General features: G+C 63.3%; 20 protein-coding genes and 3 pseudogenes. 12 read left to right on the forward strand and 11 right to left on the reverse strand.

Annotated features, from left to right (window positions below):
- Positions 1-7 precede the first annotated feature (7 nt).
- The 6 genes and pseudogenes from AC4AMJ_RS22890 (at position 8) to AC4AMJ_RS22915 (ending at position 6541) form a co-directional block, all read left to right on the forward strand.
- Positions 8-928, forward strand: coding sequence for a helix-turn-helix domain-containing protein (locus AC4AMJ_RS22890; protein ID WP_489914893.1), 921 nt, complete (start codon positions 8-10; stop codon positions 926-928).
- A 130-nt stretch (positions 929-1058) separates the two neighbouring features.
- Positions 1059-1895 (forward strand): mycofactocin-coupled SDR family oxidoreductase, encoded by an 837-nt coding sequence (locus AC4AMJ_RS22895; RefSeq protein ID WP_489914895.1) that lies wholly within the window; start codon positions 1059-1061, stop codon positions 1893-1895.
- Between the two features lie 52 nt (positions 1896-1947).
- Positions 1948-3129 (forward strand): NADH:flavin oxidoreductase, encoded by a 1182-nt coding sequence (locus AC4AMJ_RS22900; RefSeq protein WP_489914897.1) that lies wholly within the window; start codon positions 1948-1950, stop codon positions 3127-3129.
- Between the two features lie 51 nt (positions 3130-3180).
- Entirely contained in the window at positions 3181-4773 is a 1593-nt protein-coding gene (gene fadD1 / locus AC4AMJ_RS22905; protein WP_489918496.1) for a fatty-acid--CoA ligase FadD1, read from the forward strand.
- Positions 4774-4828: 55 nt separating this feature from the next.
- Positions 4829-5326, forward strand: a complete 498-nt coding sequence (locus tag AC4AMJ_RS22910; RefSeq protein WP_489914899.1) for a nuclear transport factor 2 family protein — start codon at positions 4829-4831, stop codon at positions 5324-5326.
- 37 nt (positions 5327-5363) lie between these two features.
- Positions 5364-6541: pseudogene (locus tag AC4AMJ_RS22915) on the forward strand (alpha/beta hydrolase family protein).
- Between the two features lie 11 nt (positions 6542-6552).
- On the opposite strand, the gene AC4AMJ_RS22920 reads toward AC4AMJ_RS22915, so the two are convergent.
- The 3 genes from AC4AMJ_RS22920 to AC4AMJ_RS22930 all read right to left on the reverse strand — a co-directional run bounded on the left by AC4AMJ_RS22920 (position 6553) and on the right by AC4AMJ_RS22930 (position 10351).
- The gene (locus AC4AMJ_RS22920) at positions 6553-7785 is read right to left on the reverse strand and encodes an RNA polymerase sigma factor (RefSeq protein ID WP_489914901.1); all 1233 of its coding nucleotides are present in this window, start codon (positions 7783-7785) and stop codon (positions 6553-6555) included.
- On the reverse strand, positions 7782-8129 hold the full coding sequence (locus AC4AMJ_RS22925; protein WP_489898841.1) for a YciI family protein: 348 nt from the start codon (positions 8127-8129) through the stop codon (positions 7782-7784). Before AC4AMJ_RS22925 ends, AC4AMJ_RS22920 begins: the two co-directional genes overlap by 4 nt.
- A gap of 530 nt (positions 8130-8659) precedes the next feature.
- Positions 8660-10351, reverse strand: a complete 1692-nt coding sequence (locus AC4AMJ_RS22930) for an AMP-binding protein (RefSeq protein ID WP_489914903.1) — start codon at positions 10349-10351, stop codon at positions 8660-8662.
- Positions 10352-10536: 185 nt separating this feature from the next.
- Here AC4AMJ_RS22930 and AC4AMJ_RS22935 point away from each other — a divergent pair, with 185 nt between their 5' ends.
- A complete protein-coding gene (locus AC4AMJ_RS22935) occupies positions 10537-11178 on the forward strand; it encodes a hypothetical protein (protein WP_489898837.1) in 642 nt (213 codons plus the stop codon).
- Positions 11179-11516: 338 nt separating this feature from the next.
- Positions 11517-12419 carry a DUF4352 domain-containing protein gene (locus AC4AMJ_RS22940; RefSeq protein ID WP_489914905.1) on the forward strand — a complete coding sequence of 301 codons (903 nt, stop codon included), beginning with the start codon at positions 11517-11519 and terminating at the stop codon, positions 12417-12419.
- Positions 12420-12498: 79 nt separating this feature from the next.
- Here AC4AMJ_RS22940 and AC4AMJ_RS22945 read toward each other — a convergent pair whose 3' ends face one another.
- Positions 12499-13752: a fatty acid desaturase family protein gene (locus tag AC4AMJ_RS22945; protein ID WP_489914907.1), complete on the reverse strand. Its 1254-nt coding sequence runs from the start codon at positions 13750-13752 to the stop codon at positions 12499-12501.
- A gap of 202 nt (positions 13753-13954) precedes the next feature.
- On the opposite strand from AC4AMJ_RS22945, the gene AC4AMJ_RS22950 reads away from it, so the two are divergent.
- From AC4AMJ_RS22950 to AC4AMJ_RS22960, 3 genes are all read left to right on the forward strand, one after another.
- Complete coding sequence (locus AC4AMJ_RS22950; protein WP_489914909.1) at positions 13955-14149, forward strand: hypothetical protein; 195 nt, start codon at positions 13955-13957, stop codon at positions 14147-14149.
- Positions 14150-14302: 153 nt separating this feature from the next.
- Positions 14303-15037, forward strand: a complete 735-nt coding sequence (locus tag AC4AMJ_RS22955; RefSeq protein WP_489914911.1) for a DUF1254 domain-containing protein — start codon at positions 14303-14305, stop codon at positions 15035-15037.
- Positions 15034-15546 carry a DUF1214 domain-containing protein gene (locus AC4AMJ_RS22960; protein WP_489914913.1) on the forward strand — a complete coding sequence of 171 codons (513 nt, stop codon included), beginning with the start codon at positions 15034-15036 and terminating at the stop codon, positions 15544-15546. The genes AC4AMJ_RS22955 and AC4AMJ_RS22960 overlap by 4 nt, the downstream gene beginning before the upstream one ends.
- 617 nt (positions 15547-16163) lie before the next feature.
- Here the strand turns inward: AC4AMJ_RS22960 and AC4AMJ_RS22965 are convergent.
- The 6 genes and pseudogenes from AC4AMJ_RS22965 to AC4AMJ_RS22990 all read right to left on the reverse strand — a co-directional run bounded on the left by AC4AMJ_RS22965 (position 16164) and on the right by AC4AMJ_RS22990 (position 23334).
- Entirely contained in the window at positions 16164-17828 is a 1665-nt protein-coding gene (locus tag AC4AMJ_RS22965) for a hypothetical protein (RefSeq protein ID WP_489914915.1), read from the reverse strand.
- 582 nt (positions 17829-18410) lie between these two features.
- Positions 18411-18679: pseudogene (locus AC4AMJ_RS22970) on the reverse strand (IS1634 family transposase); the annotation flags it as partial.
- A 29-nt stretch (positions 18680-18708) separates the two neighbouring features.
- On the reverse strand, positions 18709-19800 hold the full coding sequence (locus tag AC4AMJ_RS22975; RefSeq protein ID WP_489914917.1) for a hypothetical protein: 1092 nt from the start codon (positions 19798-19800) through the stop codon (positions 18709-18711).
- Positions 19801-20225: 425 nt separating this feature from the next.
- On the reverse strand, positions 20226-21341 hold the full coding sequence (locus AC4AMJ_RS22980; RefSeq protein WP_489918497.1) for an ADP-ribosylglycohydrolase family protein: 1116 nt from the start codon (positions 21339-21341) through the stop codon (positions 20226-20228).
- An 807-nt stretch (positions 21342-22148) separates the two neighbouring features.
- Positions 22149-22532 (reverse strand): annotated as a pseudogene (locus AC4AMJ_RS22985) (PD-(D/E)XK nuclease family protein); the annotation flags it as partial.
- Positions 22435-23334 (reverse strand): protein NO VEIN domain-containing protein, encoded by a 900-nt coding sequence (locus AC4AMJ_RS22990; RefSeq protein WP_489914919.1) that lies wholly within the window; start codon positions 23332-23334, stop codon positions 22435-22437. The pseudogene AC4AMJ_RS22985 and the gene AC4AMJ_RS22990, both read right to left, overlap by 98 nt.
- Positions 23335-23336: 2 nt before the next feature.
- On the opposite strand from AC4AMJ_RS22990, the gene AC4AMJ_RS22995 reads away from it, so the two are divergent.
- Positions 23337-23612, forward strand: coding sequence for a hypothetical protein (locus AC4AMJ_RS22995; protein ID WP_489914920.1), 276 nt, complete (start codon positions 23337-23339; stop codon positions 23610-23612).
- A 218-nt stretch (positions 23613-23830) separates the two neighbouring features.
- Here AC4AMJ_RS22995 and AC4AMJ_RS23000 read toward each other — a convergent pair whose 3' ends face one another.
- Positions 23831-26128: a restriction endonuclease subunit S domain-containing protein gene (locus tag AC4AMJ_RS23000; RefSeq protein ID WP_489914922.1), complete on the reverse strand. Its 2298-nt coding sequence runs from the start codon at positions 26126-26128 to the stop codon at positions 23831-23833.
- Positions 26129-26153: the final 25 nt, after the last annotated feature.

Raw genomic sequence — 26153 nt, forward strand, 5'->3', positions numbered from 1 at the left:
TGAGGCCGTGTCCGATTCCTCCGTAGACCCCGAACGTCGCACGAGCACGTCGCCGCCCACCAGGCGCGTGGCCGATGTCCTCGACGTCCTGGTTCAGCGTCAAGGAGAACACCTGGGCCTGTCAGAACTGGCGCGGTCGTGCGGCATCAGCAAACCGACGTGCCTGGCGATCCTCACCGAGCTGACCGCACGCGGATACCTCCGACTCGACGCGCGGACCAAGACCTACGGGCTCGGCCCGTCTCTGGTCGCCGCGGGACGGGCCGCCGAACGCGACTTCGCCCTCGACCCCGTCGTTGCCAGCCAACTGCAGCGACTCAGCGACCGGTACGCAACCATGTGCATCGCATCCGGCCGCGTCGGCGAGCAGTTCATGGTCTTCGAAGCGACCACCCCGCCCGGCGTCCAACCGCTGGCCAGCCGCGGCCAGACCTTCCCCTTCGCCCTCCCCACCGGGCTGATGTACATCCTGTGGCAGCCCGACGACGTGCTCGCCCGCTGGGTCGACGAGCACCACTCGTGGGGTATCGATGTCGACGAACTGCACCGCATGGCGGTCGAGTGCCGCACGACCGGTTATCTGGTGGAGAACCTCTCCCCCACCCTCGAACGCGTCTATCGCATTCTCGGCAGCGCCGGACAAGACCTTTCCGCCGACGTCCGCGCGTTGATAGCCGAACTACTTGCCGGCATGCGCGAACAACGAATTCTGTACCGCGACGAACTCGACGCCGCCGCCCCTGCCACCTCCCATCGCGTCGGGGTCATCTCGGCGCCCACCTTCGACGAGCAGGGCGAGCAGTCGCTCCTGCTGGCCGTCTATGTGCTCGACGCCCTCAGCGTTTCCGAAATCGCCGAGCGTGGAGACGATCTCACGGCGGCCGCCGACACCATCACCAGCGCCCTAGGCGGCCGCCGCCCCAGCTAGACGACTCCCCCCGTCGACCTCGGCGTCGGTTGGACCTCGCGGTTGACTCCGCGGCATACCCCGGTATAGCGTGACGCCGAACACAATCTACCGACTCGGTCGATTATTCGACCGATCATGGGGTGCACATATGACAGATTTCACCGGCAGGGTCGCCCTGATCACCGGCGGTGCCCGCGGTCAGGGCCGCAGCCACGCGCTCGCGCTGGCGGAGCAGGGCGCCGACATCGCCCTCGTGGACCGCTGCGCCGACAGCGATGCGGTGCCCTACGCCCTGGCGTCGCGCGCCGACCTCGACGAAACGGCCGGCCTGGTGACCGCCCGCGGCCGTCGGTGTATCACCGCCTACGCCGACGTCGGCGACCGAGCGGCGATGGACGAGGTCGCGGCTCGTGCTGTCGCCGAACTCGGCCGCATCGATGTGGTCATCGCCAACGCGGGTGTGTCTGTCGCCGCAGCCATCGGCGACCTCTCGCAGGCCGCATGGCATGAGGTGATCTCGACGAACCTGACGGGCGTGTTCAACACCATCGCGGCCACCGCACCGACGATGGTCGCGGGCGGCTACGGACGGATCGTGACGATCAGTTCGATGATGGGCCGGTCCGCGGCACCCGGCATGACTGCCTACAGCGCCTCGAAATGGGGGGTCATCGGGATGAGCAAGAGCGCCGCACTCGAGTTGGCCGGTACCGGCGTGACCGTCAATGTCGTTGCCCCCGGCAATATCTCGACACCGATGGTGCACAACGAGATACTGTATGCCCGGATGCGTCCAGATCTGCCGAATCCGGAACGCGCCGATGTCGAGCCCATCTTCGCGTCGCTGCACGCCCAGCCCGTGGCCTTCCTCGAGCCGGAAGAGGTGACCCGCGCGGTGCTGTTCCTCGCCGACGAACGCAGCGCACACATCACCGGCACGGTGGTCCCGGTCGACGCCGGCGCCGCCGCCCGCGTCACCGCCTGACAGCACCGCTCACCTACCGATCATCGAGTTCCACGACCTCTGAGGACCAGCCATGCCCCTCGCCCATGCGCCCACGATTTTCGAGCCGGCCCAGCTCGGACCGATCACGTTGCGCAATCACATCATTCGTTCGGCCACCTTCGAGGGACGCACCCCCAAGGCGTTGGTCACCGATGACCTCATCGACTTCCACCGCCGCCCGGCCGCGGGCGGGGTCGGCATGACGACCGTTGCCTACCTCGCGGTGCAGCCGGAGGGTCGCACCCAGCGCGGCCAGATCTGGATGCGGCCGGAAGCGGTAGCCGGACTGCGTGATCTGACCGATGCGATCCATGTCGAGGGTGCGGCGGCCTCGGCGCAGATCGGGCACGCGGGACCGGTGGCCAACGCCCAGTCCACCAAGCTTCCGGCGTTGTCCCCGTCGGCGATGTTCAGCCCGATGAGCATGGGCCGTACCAAGGCGGCCACCGAGGACGACCTGACCCGGATCGTGCGTGCCCACGCCGAGTCTGCCCGGTTGGCACTCGAGAGTGGATTCGATGCTGTCGAACTGCATTTCGGCCACAACTATCTTGCCAGCGCGTTCCTCAGCCCACGCCTCAACAAGCGAACCGACCGGTATGGCGGATCGCTGGAGAACCGGGCCCGACTCGTACTCGAATGCGCGCGAGCGGTCCGCGATGCGGTGGGCGGTCGCATGGCCATCACCGCGAAGCTGAACATGGACGACGGTGTCGCAGGAGGGTTCTGGGTCGACGAGGCGATTGCCGTGGCGCGATGGCTGGAATCCGATGGGAGCCTGGACGCGCTCGCACTGACGATGGGCAGCTCCTTGCTCAACCCGATGTATCTGTTCAAGGGGGACGCGCCGATCCGGGATTTCGCCGCAACCATGCCGCAGCCGGTCCGCACCGGGGTGAAGGCACTCGGCCGGTTCTTCATCAAGGAGTACCCCTACACCCCGCTGTTCATGTTGCCCGAGGCGCGGCAGATCCGTGCCGCGGTCGACATGCCGCTCATCCTGCTCGGCGGCGTCACCGACAACCAGGACATGGACCGGGCTCTCGCCGAGGGATTCGAGTTCGTCGCGATGGCCCGCGCCCTGCTGCGCGAGCCGGACCTCGTGCACCGCCTGCAGAAGGAATCGCACGCACAGTCGCTGTGCATCCACTGCAACAAGTGCATGCCGACCATCTTCACCGGCGCGCGATGCGTGCTGGCAGATGCCGTCTGACAACCACTCTCACCCGAACCGATCAGATCGGAGACCTCCGTGGCCGACACGATGCAAGAACTCCTCGGGCAGTACGCCGACCGCGATAGTCTCGCGCTGGTCCACAACAGCGACACCATTTCCGTGCGCTTGACCTGGCGCGAGTACGTGACGCGTGCGCGACGGCATGCCGCGGCCGTGCTGGCCGTCGCCGATCGGGCGCGCCCGATGCACGTCGGTGCGCTCCTGGGCAATACCCCGCAGATGCTGTCGGCGATCGCCGCCTCCGCGCTGGGCGGTTACGTGCTGTGCGGGGTCAACGCCACCCGCCGCGGATCGGCGCTGCTGGCGGACCTGCGCACCGCCGACGTCCAGGTGCTGCTCGTCGACGCCGACCATGCGCCGCTGCTGGCCGGTCTCGACCTGTCCGGCGTCGAGGTGATCGATGTCGACACGGCAGCATGGCAATCCGACTGCGAGACAGCAGGCGAGTTGGTGCCGCACCGTCAGGTCGCGCCGTCCGATCCGTTCATGCTGATCTTCACCTCCGGCACCAGCGGTGATCCCAAAGCCGTACTGGTGTCGCATCACATGGCGGTGTTCGCCGGGCAGAACCTCACCGAGCGGCTCGGCCTCGCGTCGTCGGACGTGTTCTATCTGTCCATGCCGCTGTTCCACTCGAACGCCATCCTGGCCGGCTATGCCCCGGCGGTGGCCACCGGCGGAACCATGGCGCCGGCACGGTTCTCGGCGTCACGGTTTCTCGCCGACATCCGCGACTACGGCGCCACCTACATGAACTATGTTGGCAAGCCGCTGGCCTACGTGCTCGCCACCACGCCACGCCCCGACGACGCCGACAACCCCCTGCGCATCGCCTTCGGCAACGAGGCCTCCGACCGCGATATCGAGGAGTTCACAGAGCGTTTCGGCACCCGTGTCGTCGACGGATTCGGTTCCACGGAGAATGCCGTCATCGTCACCCGCGACGACGGAACGCCACCAGGATCGATCGGCCGCGGCATCCCCGGCGTCGCGGTGTATCGCGACGATCCCGTGGCAGAGTGCGCCACCGCGGTTTTCGACGACACCGGGCGGCTCACGAATCCCGACGCCGCCATCGGCGAACTGGTCAACACCACCGGTGCAGGATTCTTCGCCGGCTACTACAACAACGACCGGGCCAATGCGGAGCGGATGCGCGAGGGCATGTACTGGTCCGGCGATCTCGCGTACAAGGACGCCGACGGCTGGATCTATCTGGCCGGCCGCACCGCCGACTGGTTGCGCGTCGACGGCGAAAACCTCACCGCCGCACCCATCGAGCGCATCCTGCAACGCTGCCCGCAGATCAGTCGGGTGGCCGTCTACGGTGTCGCCGACCAGCGCGTGGGCGATCAACTGATGGCCGCCATCGTGCTGCGCGAGCACGCCGAACTGACCGTCGACGAGTTCACGTCCTTCCTCGCCGCCCAACAGGATCTGTCACCCAAGGCGTGGCCGCGGTTTGTCCGCGTCGCAACGGATCTGCCCACCACGGCCACCAACAAGATCCTCAAGCGCACCCTCGCGGCCCAGTCCACCGACGTCGCGGCGGACATCCTCTGGGAACGACCGGAACGGAGCCACTCCTATCGGGCGGTCGCCCCCGTCGGCTCGCCGTGAGCTGCTGCCGCCCTTCGCCCAGCCCCACCCCAACGAACCCACGGAGAAACCCTCGATGGCCACCGACCTCGCCACGCTGACCGCCGTCCACGACATCACCACCCTCAAGCATCGATACGGCCGATGCCTCGACAACCGCCTGTGGGATGACTTCGCCGCCACCTTCACCGAGGACGCCACCGCACGGTACGGCACTGTCGCCCAGGGAGAACCACTGCATTTCGACAATCGCGATGCGATCGTCGACTTCATGCGGCGTTCGATCTCGGGCGACATCGTCACCACGCACACCTTCGGCAACCCCGAGATCACGGTGGACGACTCCGGGGACACGGCATCGGGTCTCTGGTCGATGAGCGACACCGTGATCGTGCCCGAGCTGGACACGATCGTCACGGGAACGTCGTACTACACCGACCGCTACCGGCGCATCGATGGTGCATGGCGCATCTGCCACACCGAGTACTACCGCCTGTATGAGGCGGTTTCGTCCATGACGGCGGGTCAGTATCGGCTCATCGCCAACCGGTGGTCCGTCGCGCCCACGGTGTGACCGACCCAATCCGCCAATCATCAGGAGAGACAGCACAATGCGAAACACAAGTAAGCGAATCGTGGCGGCGTCGGTAGCGATCTGCGCGGCGGTCACCTGCACCGCGGTGGCATCAGCGCAGCCCGGACGACCGGGTGGTCCGATCGCCGGAACGTTGCTCAGCGAACGTCCCCTGCACACCGCCGCGGCCCTCCCCGGAGCGGCGGCCACCACCGCCATCACCTACGCCTCGACGGGAGCGCAGGGCGGACCGATCGTCGTCTCCGGCACCGTGTCGGTGCCACGCACCCCACCGCCGCCCGGCGGTTGGCCCACCATCAGCTGGGCGCACGGCACCACCGGGTACGCCGATCCGTGCGCACCATCGCGCGACACCTCCGACGGTCTGTCCCACGACTATCTCGGAGCGATCACTCAGACCCTCGACACCTGGGTGCGGCGCGGCTACGCCGTGGTGCAGACGGACTACGAAGGGCTCGGCACCCCCGGTGGGCATCCGTACATCAACGGGCCCAGCGAGGCCAACACCGTCGCCGACATCGTCCGCGCCGCGCAACGCGTCAATCCGCACATCGGACGGAACTGGGTGGCCATGGGCCACAGTCAGGGCGGCCAAGCCGCGCTGTTCGCCGCGCAGCAGGCCGACTCCCGACAGCCCTCCCTGTCGCTGAAGGCCGCCATCGCACTCGCGCCCGGCGGGGTGGGGTTGAGCCAGACCGTCGAGTACGTGAAGTCCGGTCAGCCGGGCGCCGAAGCGGCCCAGGCCTTTCTGCCGTTGATCGTTCTCGGCGCGCAGGCGGCCCGGCCGTCGATCGATCCGGCCAAGATCTTCACACCGGCGATGGACCCGTTGTTGCAGGTCGCACGCACCAAGTGCCTGACCCAGATGCGTTCGGTCGCCACGGTTCCCAGTTCTGATTTTTCCGCACCGATGCCGACTTCGGCCCGCTCACCGCCTATCTCGACACGCAGGATCCGCGGCGCACCACCCCGCGTGTACCGGTGTTGATCGCGCAGGGCACCGCCGACACCCTCGTCGCCAAACCTGGCACGGACAGCCTGGTCGACACCCTGTGCCAGCGGTCGAAGGCGGTCGACTATCGCATCTATCAGGGGGCCGATCACCGTGGCACGGTTACCGCGTCGCTGCAGGACAGTCAGCAGTTCGCCGATGCGGCGATCCGCGGACGGTCCGCGCCGGCGAACTGCGGGTGATCGGCAGCCGTTCACCTGCCCAGATCGTCGCGCCGCCGCTCCAGATACCGCCGCTCGGCCGTATTCTGGGTCGCGGCGATCGCGGCGTCGTACTCAACCCGCGCGTCGGCATCACGTCGCAGCCGTCGCAACAGATCGGCGCGCGTCGCATGCCACGGGTGATAGCCGTCCAGAGCGAGACCGTCGATGATGGCCAGCGCCACGTCAGGACCGTCGAGTTCGGCGATGGCGACGGCACGGTTGAGCGCGACGATCGGGGTCGGTGACACCGCATACAGCTGGTCGTAGAGTTCGACGATCTGACCCCAGTCGGTGTCGCGAGCGTCGGGGGTATCGGTGTGAACGGCGTTGATGGCAGCCATGATCTGATAGCGCCCAGGTCGGGCCTGTCCGGCGCTCACCCGGGCGAGGCATTCGCGCACGAGTGTGTGGCCCTCGCCGATCAGCGCGCGGTCCCAACTGTCGCGGTCCTGTTCGTCGAGCGTCACCAGCGCACCGTCGTCGACGCGGGTGGCGCTACGGGATTCGATCAGGAGCATCAACGCCAGCAAGCCGGCGACCTCGCCGTCATCGGGAAGCAGCTCCCGCATGAGGCGGCCGAGACGGATGGCCTCGGCGGTGAGATCGGCGCGCATCGGGTCGTCGCCGGCGCCGGCGAGATAGCCCTCGTTGAAGATCAGGTAGATCACGGTGAGCACACCGTCGAGCCGGTCGGTGACGTCGTCCCGGTCCGGCACGCGGAAGGGGATGTGCGCGGCCTTGATCTTGGCCTTGGCGCGGGTGATGCGTTGGGCCATCGTCGTCTCGGGGACCAGAAATGCGCGGGCGATCTCCGCGACGGTGAGTCCGCCGAGCAACCGCAGGGTGAGTGCGATACGCGCCTCTTGTGCGAGGGCCGGGTGGCAGCAGGTGAACATGAGCCGGAGCCGGTCGTCGACGACGGGACCGGTCGGTTCGTGTGGCGTGGGGTCGTCGATGATCATGGCAGCCTGATGCTTTGTGTCACGCAGAGATTCGCGGCGGATGCGGTCGATGGCGCGGTTTCCGGCGGTGGTGGTCAACCATCCGCCCGGATTGGGTGGGGTGCCGTCGGTGGGCCATCGTTGCACAGCGGTGAGCAGGGCCTCGCCCGCCGCGTCCTCGGCGATGTCGAGATCACCGAATCGGCGGGCGAGCGAGGCGATCACCCGGCCGTACTCCTCGCGGTAGATCCGATCGATCTCCGCGCGGACATGAGTTGTCATGCCTGATCGAACGTCCGGATCTCGATCGTGGCCTCGCAGGCGTTCGATGCCCGGGCGGCGATCTTGAGAGCGGCGTCGAGATCGGGGGCCTCGATCACCCAGAACCCGCCGAGGACTTCCTTGGTCTCGGCAAACGGGCCGTCGGTGACCACCACATCGGCACCGGTGTTGTCAACGGTGGTCGCGGCGTCGGGGCGGCCGAGTCCCCCGGCGAACACCCACGCACCCTCGGCCTTGAGTTCGTCGTTGAAGCGGCCGGTCGCCTCGAACTGCGCCTGGTTGTCCTCGAGTGGGATGTCGTAGACACTCGCGTCGCCCATCACGGAAAGCATGTACTGAGCCATCTCGGATTCCTCTCATCGGCGGCGGCCGGTCGGCGGCCTCTACCTACTCCACGAACGGCCCGCGGCGAATACGACAGCCCAGCGGCGACAAATTTTGGTAGCCGAGCATCCGGCTCTTGAGCGATCACCCAGTCCCTGAAGCTGAAGAACCCCACGAGAAGGCAACCCCACCCGAACCCCGACGAACCCCGCGAGAAAGCAAACCCCACCCGAACCCTGCGGAGCCTCGCGAGAAAGCAAACCCCACCCGAACCCCGACGAACCCCACGAGAAAGCAAACCCCACCCGAACCCCGACGAACCCCGCGAGAAAGCAAACCCCACCCGAACCCTGCGGAGCCTCGCGAGAAAGCAAACCCCACCCGATCCCTGAGGAGCCTCGCGAGGAACGAGCGATGCGTCACGAAGGGTCGGCCCTTCGTGACGCTCGCAAGCTCGCTCCTCAGGGACCGAAAGGACGCTCGCAAGCTCGCTCCTCAGGGACCGACAGGACGCTCGCACGCTCGCTCCTCAGCTCAGGATCGGAGGACGTCAGCCGATCAGATCCTCATACCGGTACTCGGTGGAGATCGGCGTGCCGTCACGATGTGCGGTCGCCTCGCGCTGCTGGAGTTCGACGCGACGGATCTTGCCCGAGATGGTCTTCGGGAGCTCGAAGAACTCGACGCGGCGCAGCTTCAGATAGGGCGCGAGATGATCACGCGAGTACTCCAGAATCGACCGCGCCGTCTCCTCGGTGGGCTCCCAGCCGGCGGCGAGGGTGACGTAGGCCTTCGGGATCGCCAGCCGGGTATCGTCGGGCTGCGGGACCACCGCGGCCTCCACCACCGCGGGATGCTCGATGAGCACACTCTCGAGTTCGAAGGGTGACACCTTGTAGTCCGACGATTTGAACACGTCGTCGGTACGGCCGATGTAGGTGATGTAGCCGTCCGCGTCACGGTGGGCGACGTCGCCGGTGTGGTAGTAGCCGCCGGCCATCGCCTGCGCGTTGCGTTCCGGGTCGCCGACGTAGCCGGTCATCAGGTTGGCCGGATGCCGGCTCAGGTCCAGGCAGATCTCCCCGTCGTCGGATTCCTTTCCGGTCACCGGGTCGACCAGCACCACCGGCACTCCCGGCATCGGCCGGCCCATGGAACCCGCCTTCACCGGCTGGCCCGGGGTGTTACCGACCTGCAGGGTGGTCTCGGTCTGGCCGAAACCGTCGCGAATGGTCAGGCCCCACGCACGCTCGACCTGCTTGATCACATCGGGATTCAGGGGCTCGCCGGCGCCGAGCAGTTCCCGCAGACCGTCGGGCTTGCCACCGAGGTCGGCCTGGATCAGCATCCGCCACACCGTCGGTGGTGCGCAGAAAGTGTTGACCTTCGCCCGCCGCAACTGATTCATCAGTGCCGTCGCGTCGAATCGGCCGTAGTTGTAGACAAAGATGGTGGCCTCGGCGATCCACGGCGCGAAGAAGCAGCTCCACGCGTGTTTGGCCCAGCCCGGCGAGCTGATCGCGAGATGAACGTCCCCCGGCTGCACCCCGATCCACGCCATGGTCGTGAAATGGCCCACCGCGTAACTGGTTTGCGAATGCTCGACCAGTTTCGGCCGACTCGTGGTGCCCGACGTGAAGTAGACCAGCATCGGATCGTCGACGGCGGTCTCCGTCGTGAACGGCGTCTTCACGTCGACGGCAGACGATGCTGCGTAGGCCTGCCATCCGTCGACCTCACCGCCGACGACGATGCGGAGCAGATCGCTGTCGATCTCGGCGAACTTGCCGGTGTCCGCGAGGTTGGCGATCACCGCCCGCGCCGCGCCCCGGTCGACGCGATCACGCAGATCCTCGGCACCGAGAGCAGAAGTCGTCGGCATGACGACGGCGCCGAGCTTCATCACCGCCAGCATCGCCTCCCACAACTCGACCTGGTTGCCGAGCATCAGGATGACCCGGTCCCCTTTGCCGATACCGAGTTGCCGCAGCCACGTCGCCACCTGATCGGAGCGCTCCACCATCTCGGCGAAGGTGACCTTGACCTCGGCGCCGCCCTCTTCGGTGATCCACAACGCGATGCCGTCGTTGTTGCGGGCGAAGGCGTCGAACCAGTCGATCGCCCAGTTGAACCGGCCGGTCAGCTCGGGCCATCGGAACTCTTCGACCGCTTTGTCGTAGTCGCCGCTCAGCGCGATCATCTGATCGCGGCCGGATCGGTAGAGGTCGGTGTTGGTGGTCATGGTCCTATGATCCAGGTCACTCCGGATCGGGGACACCCCCCAAAGAGGGGTGGCGGTCGTCCTGATGGCACCTTGGCCGCCGGTTATGAGCGCTACCACACGTGCCGGAGCGACAGCGTGCACACTATGAACACGTCATCGCAGGTGACACGGTTTCGGCGGGACAGGCCGGAAGGAGGGCGCCAGTGCCAGCGCAATCCAATCGCCGCGTGGGCGCGCTCCGGGTCGTGACCGCCGCCGTCGGAGTGGTGACCACGATAGGCCTGCTCAGCGGCTGTATGTTCTCGAGCCTCGATGCGTCATTGCCGGGCTCGGAGGGCGTCGTCAATGACGAGAATCCGTTGACGAGCATCCAAGCCGACAGAGTGGCGACGGCAGGCTCATCGCTCACCACGTTGGTGGTGGAACCGTTGCTCACGATGGGCTATCGATCACACAACGCCGCCGCCACGTCGGAGCGATGGAACCCATGCCATGCCGAGCATGTGCAGCTCTACAGCAACGGCGACCACAACGGCGCCATGTACGTCACGTGGGTGCCGCTCGAGGCACCCCACGATGTCCCGTTCACAGCACTCGCGGGCACCCTCTCGGCCATACCGGGCATCACCTGGGATCGAAAACTCAACGGCGAGGCAGGCGTCTTCACGGTCAAGGTGCAGACAAAACGCTCCCTGTCCAAAGACCATCGGTTCGCAGCAGTGCGCATCGCCAGTCCCTGCTATTTCATCCGCAAGGTCCGAAACGGTGGGCAGGGCTCACTCGGGACCGACGATGTCGCGCTGGTGACCGGGTTCGTCAATCGGGGTCTGCAGTTGCCGTCGTGACCGCGTGACGCCGTAAAGCCGGTCTCGGGGGCGCGTCGGCATCGGGTGTTCGGCGCCTGAGAAAAGACTGCTGCGACAGTCACTCTGTGAGGTCGACCGACTACACCGGTTGCCATTCCGGTGCCGTCCCGCGCTCTGCCGTCGACGTGCATGACCAAGTCGTCATTCCGTGCCCAGCGGCATCGGCTTTAGTCGTCACCTCAAGCAGCTGAACGCAGCGGACGAATTCTCAAATAAGAACATTCCCGGCGTGTCGTCCGATCAGACCACACGCCGTAGTTGTCTCAGGCTCCCATTACGATCTGTTTACTGAAACCTCAGATTGGAGATCGCTAATCGTGACCACGCCCCCTCCGGTCCACCCGCAAGGTGATCCGCGACAGCCTTACGGACAACCGCCGTATGGCCAGCCTCCGCATTACGGCCAGCCGCAGCAGTACTATCAGCAGCCGTTTCCTCCGGGTCCGCCACCGAAGAAACCCCGCAATGTGGTCGGCGGCATTGCCCTGGGCACCGCGATTCTTGGGTTCGTCTTCGGTTGCATTCCGGGCGCGCTCATCATCGGCTGGATACTCCTGCCGATCGGCTTCGTCCTCGGTCTCGTCGGCCTGTTCATGAGCGATCGACCCAAGGGAACATCGATCGCAGCTGTGGTGGTGTCCATTGTCGGCACCATCGTCGCTGCGGTCGTGTTCCTCGCCGTCGTGGGCAATGCCGTCGACAGCGCCTTTGGTGGAGACAGCGAAGTGTCAGTATCAGACCAAGCCGCCGGCGAGAGCACACCCACACAGGACGCACCCGGCAACCAGAAATCCGATGCCACTCCGGGTTCGCGCAACAATCCTGCGACTATCGGCGCAACCATTTCCTCGGGCGACTGGGAAGTCGTTGTTCACAGCTTCACTCCCAACGCAACCGATCAGGTACTCGCCGCGAACCAATTCAACGACGCCCCTCCACCCGGACACCAGTACGCGGTGGTCAACATGACAGTGACGTACCGAGGCGAGGACTCAGCCAATGCCAATGACATCGGCATCTCCTTCGTCACCGACGAAGGCAACGTCTTCAAGAGCTATGACAATCCCGCTGTCTCACCTGAACCAGACCTCGACGGTGAGCTCTACAACGGGGCCGCCACGACCGGCAACGAAGTGATCCAGATCCCCGAGAATGCGTCCGGTCTTCTGCGGCTCCGACTCGGCATGATCGGCGACGAAGTCTTCGTGTCGACGAACTGACGCTCGGAGCCGCAAGGTCCTGACCCCGATATGTCGTCGCATTCGCCGGTAGCGACGAAGACTTAGCGGCGTCGACTTCTCAGCGGCGCCGCCGAGCATGCACCGCGCGTCGGGCGGCCTTGAGGCCGAACCGGCGGCCGGTGCGCTCGTCGATGCGTGGTTCGGCGAACTCGGTGCCCGCGAACATCGCCTCACTGGCGGTCTCGGGCGCGTCGTCAGACGTGTCCCGCAGGTACTTGTTCGGCAGCGACAGCTTCGCGATCGTCCGCCACGACTTGGCGTACTGCACGTGCAGCGGTCCGATCGTGTACGGCAGGTCGTACTTGTCGCACAGAGCGCGCACCCGAATACCGATCTCCGCCAACCGGTTCGACGGCAGATCAGGGAACATGTGATGTTCGATCTGATAACTGAGGTTGCCCGACAGGAAGTCGATCACCGGACCGCCGGACAAGTTCGCACTGCCCAGCATCTGCCGCAGATACCACTCGGCCTGCGTCTCGCTGTCCACATCCTGCTCGGTGAACTTCTCGGCGCCGTCGGGGAAGTGGCCGCAGAAGATGATCGCGTTCGTCCAGACGTTGCGGATCAGGTTGGCGGTCATGGTCGCAGTGAGCGCCTTACGCCAGCCCCGCCGTCCGCCGAAGGGCACACCGACGAGCGGCGCGGCCAGGTAATCCTTGCCCACCTGACGACCGATCTTGCGGCCCACGTCGTAGGCGTCGGCCTTGAACGCCTCCCGGTCGAACCAGGGCCTGTTCCACTTGAGAACCGCACGACCGATCTCCAGATGCTGGATGGCCACACCGTATTCGAAGAGCATCGTCAACAGCGTGTTGTACACCAGGTTGCCCGCGTTGAACGGAACCCACGGCTGATCCCGGGTCACCCGTAGCAGGTTGAAACCCACGTCGTCGTCCATCCCGAGGACGTTGGTGTACTTGTGGTGCACGAAGTTGTGCGTGTGCTTCCACAGCCGCGAGGTTCCGGCGTTGTCCCACTCCCAGGTGGTCGAATGCACCTCGGGATCGTTCATCCAATCCCACTGCCCGTGCATGATGTTGTGCCCGAGCTCCATGTTCTCGATGATCTTGGCCAGCCCGAGACAGACCGTCGAACCCCACCAGAATCCGCGCTTGTGCGCGCCGAGCAGCATCGCGCGGCCGGCCACCTCGAGACCGCGCTGGGCCATGATCGTCCGCCGCAGATAGCGCACGTCTGCCTCGCCGCGCACTTCCTCGATGTCGCGCCGAATGGCGTCGAGCTCAGCGCCCAACGCCTCCACGTCTGCCTCGGTGAGGTGTGCGTATGCGGGGATGTCGGTGATCGCCATGCCAGGCCGCCCTTCGTAGTCGCCAAGCCGCTTCGTAACTTACGCGACCGTAGGTTACGGTTACGTAGGTTGTCAAGGGATGGTGGAGTACGTGGCCTTGGTCTGACCGTCCGAAATCCCAACCTGGCAGGTTAGGTAGGGGCGGCCTCACGCCGGGTCAACCGCGGCTTCCCCAGCCTTTTGGCGTATCGGACGAACTGCGATGGGCGCCGACAGCTTCGAACCCGCTCAGGGCACTCTGAAGGAACTCGGCATCCGCTCTTCGCTGTACGACGGCCCAGTGGAGTTGGCCGAGACCTTCGCGCACCTGGTCGCCGGCCACTTCGATGTCACGCCGCTGGTCACCGATTCGGTCGGACTCGCCGACGTCGCCGACGCCTTCGACCTCGCGCGATGAATCCGCACGACACGAAGATCCTGTTGCATCCGACACGCTGAATCGGTCGACCCCCATCGGCCTAGTGCACTCGCGGTGGGCCTATGAAGGTTTCGGGTCGTCGTACTGTTGGGTGGGAATGGGATTCAACCGTATGGCGATGATCGGAGTGTTATGACAATCTCGGACGAATTAGCCAGAGACGCTTACATCTACGGCTACTCGATGGATGAGGCCTACAAATTCCTCCACGAGACGACGATCTTGCCAGGGGTGCCGCTCAACGAGTTTCAGAAGCTGCGAGATCTCGCCGACGACACCTACACCGCTCATCCGACGATCAACAACGACACCTTGCATCTGCAGGGGTGGCTCGACGTCGCCGCCGAGCCGGTCGTGGTGTCCGTACCTGATGTCGATGCAGGCCGGTACTGGATTCTGCAGACGATGGACATGGGGCACTATACGAACTCGATGATCGGCTCGCGCACACGCGGTACCCGGGGAGGTCGCTTCCTGTTCGCTGCGCGTGACTGGGACGGCACGATTCCCGACAACATCGACGACGTCATCCGATCGGAGTCGAACATCGTCAAGATCATGGGCCGCATCATGACCATCGGCGGAGACGACCTCGCCGCGGCCCGCGCGCTCATGGACCAGTGGAAGCTGCAGACGTTATCCGTTCATCTGGGCCACCCTCACCCGACCCCGCGGTCCGCGACTACCCGGACCCGACGACGACGACCTGGCTGGAGCGCGTCAACTTTCTCCTCGCTGACGGCTCGATGGCCACGGCCGATGCGCAACGGCTGCGCCAATTCTCTGCTGTGGGACTGGAACCCGGCCGCAGCGAGTTCAGCGACGAGGAGCGCGAAGCAGCCGCCCGGGGAGAAACGCTCGGCATGACCTACTTGCGTCGGCTCGCGCCGACGATGACCGGATCCGAGGGTTTGCTCGGTACCCGCGAAGAACTCCAGCACGGTGCCCGAGATCTTTTCGCCGAGGGCACTTTCCTCGGACAATGGGGCCTGCCGCCCGTCGAGTCGGTCTGCCTCAAGATCGACACCGACTCCGAGGGCAACCCGATCACGGGCGCCGGCGGCAAGGAGTACCGCGCTCGATTCACCGCCCCCGACGTGAGCGAGTTCTGGTCGTTCACCACCTACAACGTCGGCAACCGGCTCATGGCGCACAACAGCATGAATCGACACAGCCGCGGCGATCGCACCCTGACACCCGACTCCGACGGGCAGTACACGATCCTACTCAGCTCTAATGTCGACGCCCACCGCGACGACGTCGATTTCCTACCTATCCCTGACGACGACGCCTACCTCATCCTGCGGCTCTACGGACCCAGTGAAGCGATTCAACACAACGACTACACCCCACCGGAATTCGAACTCCTCACCTAGGACGCAGCGCTGTCAGCGGCGGCCACTACGGCCGCAGGTCAGCGAGCACGACATCCAGCGTGTCGACGAGGAGATCGACCTCGTCGCGACCGAAGACGAGCGGCGTACGACGAATCAAAAACTGCCGCTATCGGTGATTGTTGAGACTTGCATCCCGGCGAAACGCCTGTGTTGAGACAGCCCATGAACGCAGTGCTGAGACTCGTATGATTAGGTTTGGCTAATCATACGAGTTCTGCGTTCGGATTGGCTGACATGTCCGTATGCAGCGGGTTGGGACTGCTGCATGTCGAGGTGACTCACAACTGTCACCAAACCGTACAGCAGTCCCTCCCGAAGGAACTCCATCGTTGCGGCACTCCGCACAGAGTTCCTGGCCTACTTCCGCACCGGGGCCTCCGACAGGTCGAAGCGATCAACGGGCGTCTGGAACACCTGCGCGGGACCGCGCTCGGTTTCCGCAACCTCAACCACTACATCTTTCGGTCACTCATCGACTCCAGCTGCCTGGCAGAACGCTAGCACGCAGTCTGAATCAGGAAGAGCTGTTAAGGCGAAAGGACTTCAAGTCACTATGATCACACACAAATATTTGATCGACGGAAACTTCCCTCGACTTACGCCACCCGTAGATTGGTTTTGGTTCGATATATGTATCTGGCGGCTGCCACGTGCCATAGCGAAAATATGCAAGCCGCCCCTCCCAGCACCCACCACACCAAGGTGATAATTCGAGGAAAGTCAAGTGCGATCGGGATCGCCACTGAGGCGGACACGACCGCACAAGTACCAATCACGCGGCGAGTGTTATGCAAAATATGTGCAATGAATCGGTGTTCATTCTGCTTAAGCAGGATAACAGTGTAGATGGACGGAGCGATCATCAGAACCGTAATAATCCCTCCTGATGAGCGAACCGCAATCTCCGAAAGACCGTAGGTCGACGGGCTGGCGTTCGGGTTCATCAGCCAGCCTATGACTTCGGCTAGAAATCCAACCGTGAACATTGTCGCCGTAACGAATGCAGCATAGAATGCTTGCGACAAGAAGCTCTGGTTGCGAGGCAGAACCTGGACGCTCAGTTCAACCGTCGAGGACCTCAACCTTTCGCGGTTGTTCGCGTGTAGTGCAACCCAGTTGTCGGCTGCCCGACGTTCAATCGCCGCCGACTTTTGACCATCACTCGTCACTATTGTAGCTTCGAGCGCTTTTGCATCGTCCGGCACTAGGATCCGAAAGTGCTGGCTACCGTACAAGCCAAGATTTGTGTTGCTTAGCACCACCAGGAACACGCCGGATACGGGTGGAATTCGCAAGACCGGCTCTGCCCACTGGTACAGTTCACATAATCTGGCCTCAACCCGATGGAGAGGCGAAGGATTCTCAATTGATCGCGCGAATCGCTTCACTCGCAATGCGCGCCTGAAGTGCGACCACTGCGACTTGTAGCTCTTCCAAATAGCGCTGACCAGTGTCCTCCTCTTGTCTTTCCAGAAATCCCGCTTGCGACGCTCCAGTCGGTCGACTCGTCCTGATTGTTCAGTGCGCAGAGGATTTCTCGCCGGTCTACGACGGCGAATTAATTGAAGCCCTCCAGCGCGAACGTACTCTCGCCAGATCGCGAACAGTATTAACCCGATTTTATACGGCTCTACAAAGAGGAGATACGGATAGCTTAGTACCGGGCGCTGGGCGCCGATAGGTCGAAAATCGCCTTCCATCGCCAGCGTAAAAGTCTTCACCACAAACTCTGCGGCACAGAGTCGAGTCGGGATTGCCACAATCGCAGTGAAGTTCGAAAGAAAATCAGCTAGCATCGCCGAGAACTCTCTGAACTCGATATCCTCCAGATCCAAAGTTTTGTCTAGCAGGTCTTCCAATCCGGGTTCTAGATCAACCGGACCGGCAACATCTGCCACACCAAGCTGCTCAGCAAACTGTCGATGCAGATCGTCATCCGTTCGTACGGATGCAATTTGGTACAGAATGTCAATTGTGTCGCGATCAATAGCTGACACCGGCACGCCATTGTCGACGAGAAAGGCCACCATGATTCCGACAGCAGCCTTTGCGTTGTCAATACTCGCAAGCACCGGTAACGAAGTGCCCTCAACGCGTACATCGAACTGTCCAAGTAGCTGCTTGGGAGTAGCTGGCAACGGAAGATAGGTAACACTGTCCCCACTCCCGCGACCCTCGCGGGGCGTATCGACTTGGAAATCTGCCAGGATTCGGCCATCGATGGTGAGGCTAGATCGCACCGAAACTTCGGAATCGTTCACGATGTCTACGGTGTCAATCCGACGGATCAACCAATCCCCGTCGTTGCGATAGTAGTGTGAGAAATAGCGCCCTACGACAAGTAGGTTTTCGAGTTCTAGGCTAGCTTCGTTCGCTATGCTTGCGTCGGAGGGCTGCTCTCTTCTCAACCAAGCCATCGAACTGCTCAGGTGGATACTTTTTTGCACCCTTGTACGCCACGAATACATCAATCTTCTTCCGCCGCCCGCGCTGAGAATTCGGCTTCGTGACCTGCTTAATAATTTCTGGAATAGTCACTCGATCAAGCTCCTGCCTCACAAACACGTTGATCAAGTCGCGTCGATCCCGCCGAGGCGCGAGTTCCGCGTACCCGTCCGATGGAGCAGGTTTCTGACGATCGGCTATGCACCCTGCGCTCATGTACGATTATGTACACAGTATTGCCCCTCTGTCCATGCGCGTGTACAATCACGTCGCCAGTGCCGGAACGGCTCTGCAAGCCTACCGGTCAGAACAGGGTACAACGCCTACCGGACATTGTTGGTCTGGCAACACACCTTTGGTGCGGGGAGAGCGCGGCGTAGGCGAGAGCAAAAAACGTTGCGGTAGTCACACTCAACGCAGCGGGCCAGCGCCCGTTTGATGCTCTCGACAGGTGCGGCGGTGATCCCGACGTCATCGAGCACCCGCCCGGTGTCGAGTTTGCTCGTCGGCTCAACCAGCCGCGCCCCACACCAAACGCGGCGGAGGTGTCCTCGCAGAGGACATCGAATCCCAGCCGTCAATATGAGCTGGTCAGGGTGGCCCACAGTAGTTCGCTGGAGTAGCGGGTGATCACCGCCTCGCCGGCGGCCCGCACCTGTTCGGTTCCGGGCTGTCACTGCCGTTCGTATGACGGTCCTAAACGCGTGAGGAGCCCTTGGGCGAGAACGGGAGCAGCCACCTGTTGGAGGGGTTAACGACACGCCTGTCACGCTGCCGGACCGGCAACTCCACAGTGCGCATCGGCGACCGTTCGCCCTCCTCGACGGTAGCGGTATGGACGACGTGCAGGTTCATGCTTATACCCGTAAGCGTGCGGTCGGGGCGCTTCTTCGTCAGCTCGATGACCGTGGTGCGGGCGACGTTCCCCGAAGCGTTGACCGGCCCGGAGATACAGCTCTGCACCATGGCGCGGTCGAAGAGAACGAGCTTCCCCGATTGCGCAGTGTAGCGGCGCCTGGCCACCGCCCACAGGTCGGCGACCGCGTGATAGATCATGGTCGCCACGGCCAGATCCTGGTCCGGCAGGGAGCCGGTCATGCTGATGTGATGCTTGGGACCGTGCTTGACGCCGGGCGCGGACGGGCCGTGCATGTAGATGAGCAGACTGCCGTCGTGTAGCCGTACCTCGTCGCCGTCGGGATTCGTCAGCGTCATCGCACCGGTGTCGACCCGGACAGTCGTCAGGCCGTGCTTGGCCGCGTTGTATAGGAACGACTCGTCCAGGAACTGCGCTGCGCTGTATCCAAGCAGCAGCTTGATCCCGTCGACGGACGCGGCGAACTCCTCGTCGGTGGCTCGGATGGACGCGTCGCGGGGGTCGGTGCCCCCGAGGAACACTCGCGCGATGTCCGCCTCGTTGAACCCGCACTCCCGACTCTTGGCGACCTTGTCCTTAAACTCAGCGAATCTGGTCGAGGATGACATGCCCAGCCAGGGGCAGTCCGGCTTCTCGACGTGCGCGTAGAACATCCGCAGGAGCATCTCCGCGGCGTGGTGGAAGACCATCACCGCCTCAGTGGCTATGTAGCGGTCGCGCACTTCGTCCGCGGGCGAGCCAACCGGGTCCAAACCGAGCGATCCGATCCTGCGAGGCGTCGCAAGCATCGGTGCTAGTTGGTCGGTTGAGAGCGCCATAAGCGAGAGCGACTCGATACGCATCCTCAGGAACTCGGCCGGATCGCCACAGTAGAAGGTCGCGTTCAGTTCGGGGAACAACTCGGGCGCCAACGGCAAGGACTCCGTGTCGTTGGTGCTGGCTTTGGTCTTCCGGGACCGCTTGCTGCTTGACATGCAGCAATGATGCCCGCAGCCGACGACATTCACGGCCACTCGCGGCTTCGGCCACTGGCTCAGGACACGCCTCGGGCCCGATTGGTGGCTCAGGATTGACCCCTAGTGGTCGAGAACGGGGTCGCTGGCGCGATCCGTCGCAGCATATTCGCGGAGGGAATCACCGCATCGCCCGCAATGCCGGCCTCGCGCTGCGCGAGGTCTGGTCTGGTGGCGCGGTTCGAAGAGGTCGTAGAGGTATGTCCTGCTGGCGTCCCAACTCCCAGGGCCGGTGAGCCCGGACCGCTGCCAGTAGCGCTTGAGGACAGTCGTGCGCACATCCCGCTCGATGCTTCGTCCCGAACTCTATGGACAGGGCGACCTCAGAATCCTGGATACTTGTGCCAGAGCAGCTCGCCATCTCGGCCGTCCAGGTCCCACTGTGAGAATTCGACGAGGTCAGTCGCTACTTCGCTGATGACCTCACGAAGTTCCAACGGCCCTAGCCAGGCTTCCGGTATCGCTTCGACACCGTGCAGTGCGCCCAGGAGGTTTCCGGCGATCGCTCCGGTGGAGTCGGAGTCGCCATCGTGATTGACAGCAATTCTTACACCTTGCTCCAGACTGTCGGAGACAAGGGACGCGTAGACCGCGATCGCGAGCGCCTCGTCAGCAACCCAGCCTTTACCGATGTCGAAGATTGCTTCCGTATGCGGTGTCTTGGAATCTGCAAGTGCCACTGCGGAAGTAATCGCGCTAAACACCTCCTCGTGGTCACGCTGTTGGACGAGTATGGCGGTGACCGTGTCGACGGCCTCTCGCAAGCCTGTGCCGGCCACAAGCGAACAGATCAGTCCCGCGAACGCACCCGCGGCAAGGTGACCGGTCGGGTGTCCGTGGGTCAGGGCAGCCAAACCGTCGCCAAGCTCAAAGGCCCTCGCGGTGGCGGTTCCGGGATCTCTGTCAGCGAGGGTTGCGATGAAAAGCCCTGCGGGGGCGACTCGCATCACTCCTCCGCACCCCTTGCTGTTGTTGCGAGCCACCGCTCCGAGACTGCTCATGGCACGCAGAGAGGACAGGCAGGTGTTGCCTGGTGCCCGACGGTGATGCAACTGTCGGTGTCCGATCAGCCACCCCGGGTCCCCGTCGATCATCAGCTCTGCCGATGGCTTGTCACCTTGTGTCTGGAGCCATCGGAGGTAAGCGTGTGCCGTGACGCCCTCCGCACTGGTCACTCCCTTCAGACAGCCTCGAACCCAGCTGCGCAACAATCCCTCCGCGGTGAACAGCGTCATCTGCGTGTCGTCGGTAATCGTCCCGATGCCGCCGTACGCGTGCGCGAACTGTGTGATCCCCTCTGCCCCGAAGTCCTTGAGAATTTGGTCCCGGGACATGAACTCGACCGGTGCCCCGAGTGCGTCGCCGACGGCTCCGCCGAGCAGACTGCCCAGGTAGCGCTCTCTGCGTTCGGGTGATGTCCTGACTTCACGGCGGTTCACGACGGGGTTGGGTTCGGCGGCGTGGTTGAGGTACCCCAGAGTCGCCGTCACCAGCTCGATGAGCGAGTCGGGTGTGATTCGGCTGGGGTCGAGTGTGAATTGCGCGGCAAGCCGACGTCCCCAGTCATTGTGGAAGATGGGGTGGTGGCGCGGCCCCGAACCGTCACCTGCCGCGTCGACCGCTTCCAGCCATCTCTGGACCGAATCTGCCGCCTTTTTCGGTGACTTCAGAGGGTTCGTCCCTTCAACGGCCGCCGCAATCTCGGTTCCTACGGCACGTGCGAGGCTTGCGCGGAGGTCAGCCAGCGTGAGCGCCGGTGCTAACCGAGTCGCGAGGTCATGCGCGACTTTGCGATCGTCCGCCAGGTGCTCTCCGCGATCCACCTGAACCCCAACGCGAAACAACCACTCTGTGGTTGGGGCACTCTTGTCCTGACAGCGGAGGTCGACACATAGGAACGCCCGATCTTGCCCGCTGGGATGAGGTTGGAACGCCGTCAGCATGGGTTGGCCGGCAGCAGTGGTTCCCGCGTAAGTCTCGTATTCCTCGTCCTGCAGCCTCTTTCGGACCTGCCGCAGCACGACTGGGACGACTGCCGAATCCATTCGCGCGAACGGGCCGGCCATTTGGGTCTGCCATTGCTGTAACACCGCCGCGATTGCCGAGCCGAACTCGCGTGCCGTGACATTGGGAGAACTGGCGAAACAGGCGAACGCATCGACCAAATCGATGTGTTCCCATCGTTCCCGCTGGACGGAGTTACTTCCTTCCAGGTCGACCATGTAGCAACGTGCGCCGTGCTCGTGGGCGAACTGTTGATATCGGTCGAGCTGGTCGCCATGCTCGTCAGCTGAGACCTTGAGCTCCAGAACTGCAATTGGTCCGTCGTTGCCGTCCAGCACGACGTCCATCCGACTGCTTCGCGTGTAGGGAACCTCGACACGGACATTGACGATCTTGCGATCGAGGTTGAGTAACGCCGTAATCGAGCTCGCGTCGAGCGATATGAGGTACCCGAGCAACGAAGAAACATCAACTTCGCTACGCAGAACGCGTCCGAGCAAGTGGTTGGGATCCGACATCGCTGCGACCTCAGCTTTCACGGGTATTTGACTGCTCACCGTCATCCTTCGGCTTCGTGCCCCCGAGATCGACCTGGTAGACATAGCCTTCGGCGTGTTCGATGACATCGTTCGCTGTGTAGATCGCGAGCGACGGATCGGTGAGTGCCGACGTCACAATCGCCAGCTCCCAATACTTGTCCTCGCAAGCAGATCTGAGTTCGTTGCGCGTCAACAAGATCGAAGAATTCTGGCCGGCAACACCTTTGACCTCGACCCTACGTAGGCCGCCGATTCGGCTGGAGCATGTGAGATCCCAGCCGAGCTTCTTGCTTCCGACATCTTCGACGCTGTAGCCCAAAGCTTCGTAGTACGCGGTGACCTTTGCAACGGCCGCCTCCTCGACAATCGTGTTTGTCACGGGATTGCCGTACCCCGCGCCGGCAGATCCAATCGTGATCGTTCCTCCTGCCTGCGCATCCCGGTCAGGCCACTCGGGCAGGAGATCCTCGAGGAGCGCGAGTTCACGCTTCGAAATCCATGATGGATTCGCCTGTTGCGGTGACCGAAAGACCTCCAGTTGCTGCAGATCAGAATGGTGCTCACTTACGTCTGCCGCCAGGATTGGCTCGTCGAGCACCACGATGTCAGTCGGCACAAACCAGTCCACCGCAGCCTGGCGCTCTGGATTCGCCCAATAGTCACCGCTGGTGTCGACAACCGGGTATCGGGGTCCAGCGGTCCACCCGAGACCCCAGATGCCGCGCGGCGTATTTCCAGTCTCCGGCCCGCTCACCCAAAGAATCGCGCGCTGACCCTCACCGATCATCGCCGAACGATAGTTGTCGACGACACTCCAGTTCTCGATCCAGTCGTTACCGTCGGCGATGTACTCGTCGAGCTTCCAGACCTTTGGGTTGCACTTGAACACCCATGCTCCCAATTATCTTCGGTGACCCGGCCATCTGCCCCTGCGGCGGCGGACAGGCCGATCAGATCCCACCGCGCCGTCCACTCAGCGACCCGAGGTTCCTTGATCGCGTGGTGGTTTTGCGCCTGCACGCTCCTGCGGGGGTCTGCAGCAAGCCAATCGTCAACCTGCAGTTGAATATCGTCGCGCATCCATTTTGCGTCGATGACCCGGGCGTCATCGATTGGCTGATTGACGTCGATCAATACCCAAGCGTCGATCCGCACGCTGCGAGCTGAACCGTCGGTTTTCTGAGCCTGCCAATCGCCACGCTGTTTGGTTTTGAGCTTAACCAGGTAACGACGGCCATCGGGAGCATTGACATCGACCAACGCCTCGAGGCCAGCTCGCCTAATCGCGGTCCCGCCTCGGCGTCGAACCTCGGTTTGAAACTGCTCGAGTCCGTCGCTTTGCACGCTCACATGTTGCCCCTTCTCGTCAGCTCTGCGGCCTCCCGTCACGAGTCGTTCGGCTCCTCGCAATCGGGATCTCCTGCAAGGAGTCCAACGGCTTTGAATGCACTCGCAAAGTCCCGCTTGTGCAAGGTGTGCCCGTTCTCGAGGCTCTTGAGAGTAACCTCGCCTCCGCTGGCCTTGTCGATATGGAAGATTGAGAGGTTTCGACAGATCGGACACTCTTGAGCCACCAGGAAGGGGCGCAACAGGTGCAGCCCCTGCCTGGAATCCCGAACATAGAGGCTCCCGGCTTCGATGGTCGGATCGGTCACCGTCATCTGCTCAACCCCAACGACGGAGTGATCGCCTGCGAGCCGGCGGAAGGAAATAGTTCCGCGGCCTTCCAACGAGTCCCATTGCGTAGCAGTCACTAACAGTAGTGGCAGGTCGATCAAGAAGCCCGCACCACTCAGCAACACCAAGAGATGAGACCGTGCGTCTTCACACCGAGCCGGCAAGTCAACCGAGTCTGCACGTCGATTGTGTGCCTCGTCGTTCCGGCGCGCCGACAACCATCGCACTGATGCGCGGACGCTCTCGTCGCGGCAGAAGTCTTGAAAGTCGCTGGTACCGAGGTGCCCTCCAAGCGACGTGAACTTCTTTCCACCGAGCTCGTCAACTACTGCCACCCAGTCACCCAACGCGGGACCTTGACCGGACTCGAGCTTCTTCTTGATTGCATCGACTGCAGAAAGCCGTAGCCCTGCGTCGTGAGCGACGGCCAGACCGATGCTCGCGACGTATGCCAGCAGCTGTTCTGCGGCATCCAACAACGACATATAGGCGTCACGGTCTACACCAGCCGATAGCTGTGACTCCGCTACCCGCCAACGCAACGAGACCGGATAAGGAAACTGGCTCCGAACCTGTCCCTCAATACTCTCGATGCTGTGGGCGGCCTCAATGCGCCATCGAATCAGTCGGCTATCGCGTAGCAGTCGCTGTCGCGCGACTTCGGCATCATCTTCGTCAAAGACGCTGTCCAGAAGCAACTCCGCCGCCTTGCTCCACGTCGCGTACTGATCGCGCGCCCCTGCAACCTCTGCCAAAGCCTGCTCAAGCGATGCGTCAGGAACGGGCACCTTCATCTCAGAAATCGAGGACCGAGTCAGTCGAGCAACAGACCCCGGTGATGAACCCTCAAAGAGTTCAGTCGAGTGACGAGATCGCAAGTACCGCAATACGAAGTCCCGCTTGATCGCTGGAACAGAGCTCCTTGGTCGCAGCACCACGACTACGTGGCTGGCGACCAGCGGCAAATCTTCCTCACCCACCTCTGCCCAAACGAACCCGCCTACATTGCTCGCCAAGGGGTGGAGGGCACGGACGACGATGTCTCCCGCTTGCAGAGCCATTCGGTCCTCAGCCTCGGCCCACATCGATGCGTCAGCGTCGACTGGCGCAATCACGCCGTTTCGTTGAATGTCCCTGCCTGAGAGCACTCGGACAGCACCCGGTGTGTCCGACGACACGTGCTCGTGCGGTCTGATCGGTTTCTGAAGCAAGGCGTCGAAGAGTTCTCCCAACTCGACAGTATCGCCGTACGCGGCCAGTTGCTCCCGTCTCGCACGCAGCGCCGGGTCGTGATCTCCAAATCCCATGCGATCACCTGGTGTGGGCCGCTCTCGGAGAACGAAGCCCCCCTGGCGTGAACCGCCCTTCATTCTCAGCAGGCTTGCAAGATTCTCGATCGATTCGTCGAGTCCGTCCCGGGATTCTGCAGCAAAGAACCGGATCATCGTTTGCTGCGCAGGATCTGGCGGCCGTAGAGCCACAACGGTAGTGACGAACCGGCGATGAAAACCTTCGATTCCACCTGTTACAAAAGCAACGAGGTCCGCATCCCATTGGCCAAAGAGATGCTCGCGAAGATCCCGCCGGTGCTCGGTCATCGCGCCTGCGGGCAATACTGCCACCAGAAAATTGCTGGACGTCGTAGGCATACAGCGAGACAGGACGTGGTCGTATCCCGCATAGCGCTCAGATTTTTCGCGGTGCCATTCCGGGAGGAGGACCACTGGCCTCGCTCCAAGCTCTGCATTGACGCGTTCGGCCAACTCGCCATTCGGCAGGATCACTGCTTCCCAGCCATCGGGCCAGCGAAGGTTCAGTGCCTCGGCAACCTCCTCCCCCATCAGCACGACCGGCGGTACCCCTCCACTGTGCGCGACGTATGTCTGAACGATCCGCTCAACGAACCCCGGCGAGGAGTCTGCAGCCGGCGCCCGCGCGGTTACCTCGTCGGTGCCTGAGTTCCGTCGCGCATGCGAACCCGGTTCGGCATTTTCGATCGCGGTCACGGCATATCTCCAAGCGATCGGTCTT

The sequence above is a fragment of the Gordonia sp. LMA484 genome (genome assembly GCF_058129505.1).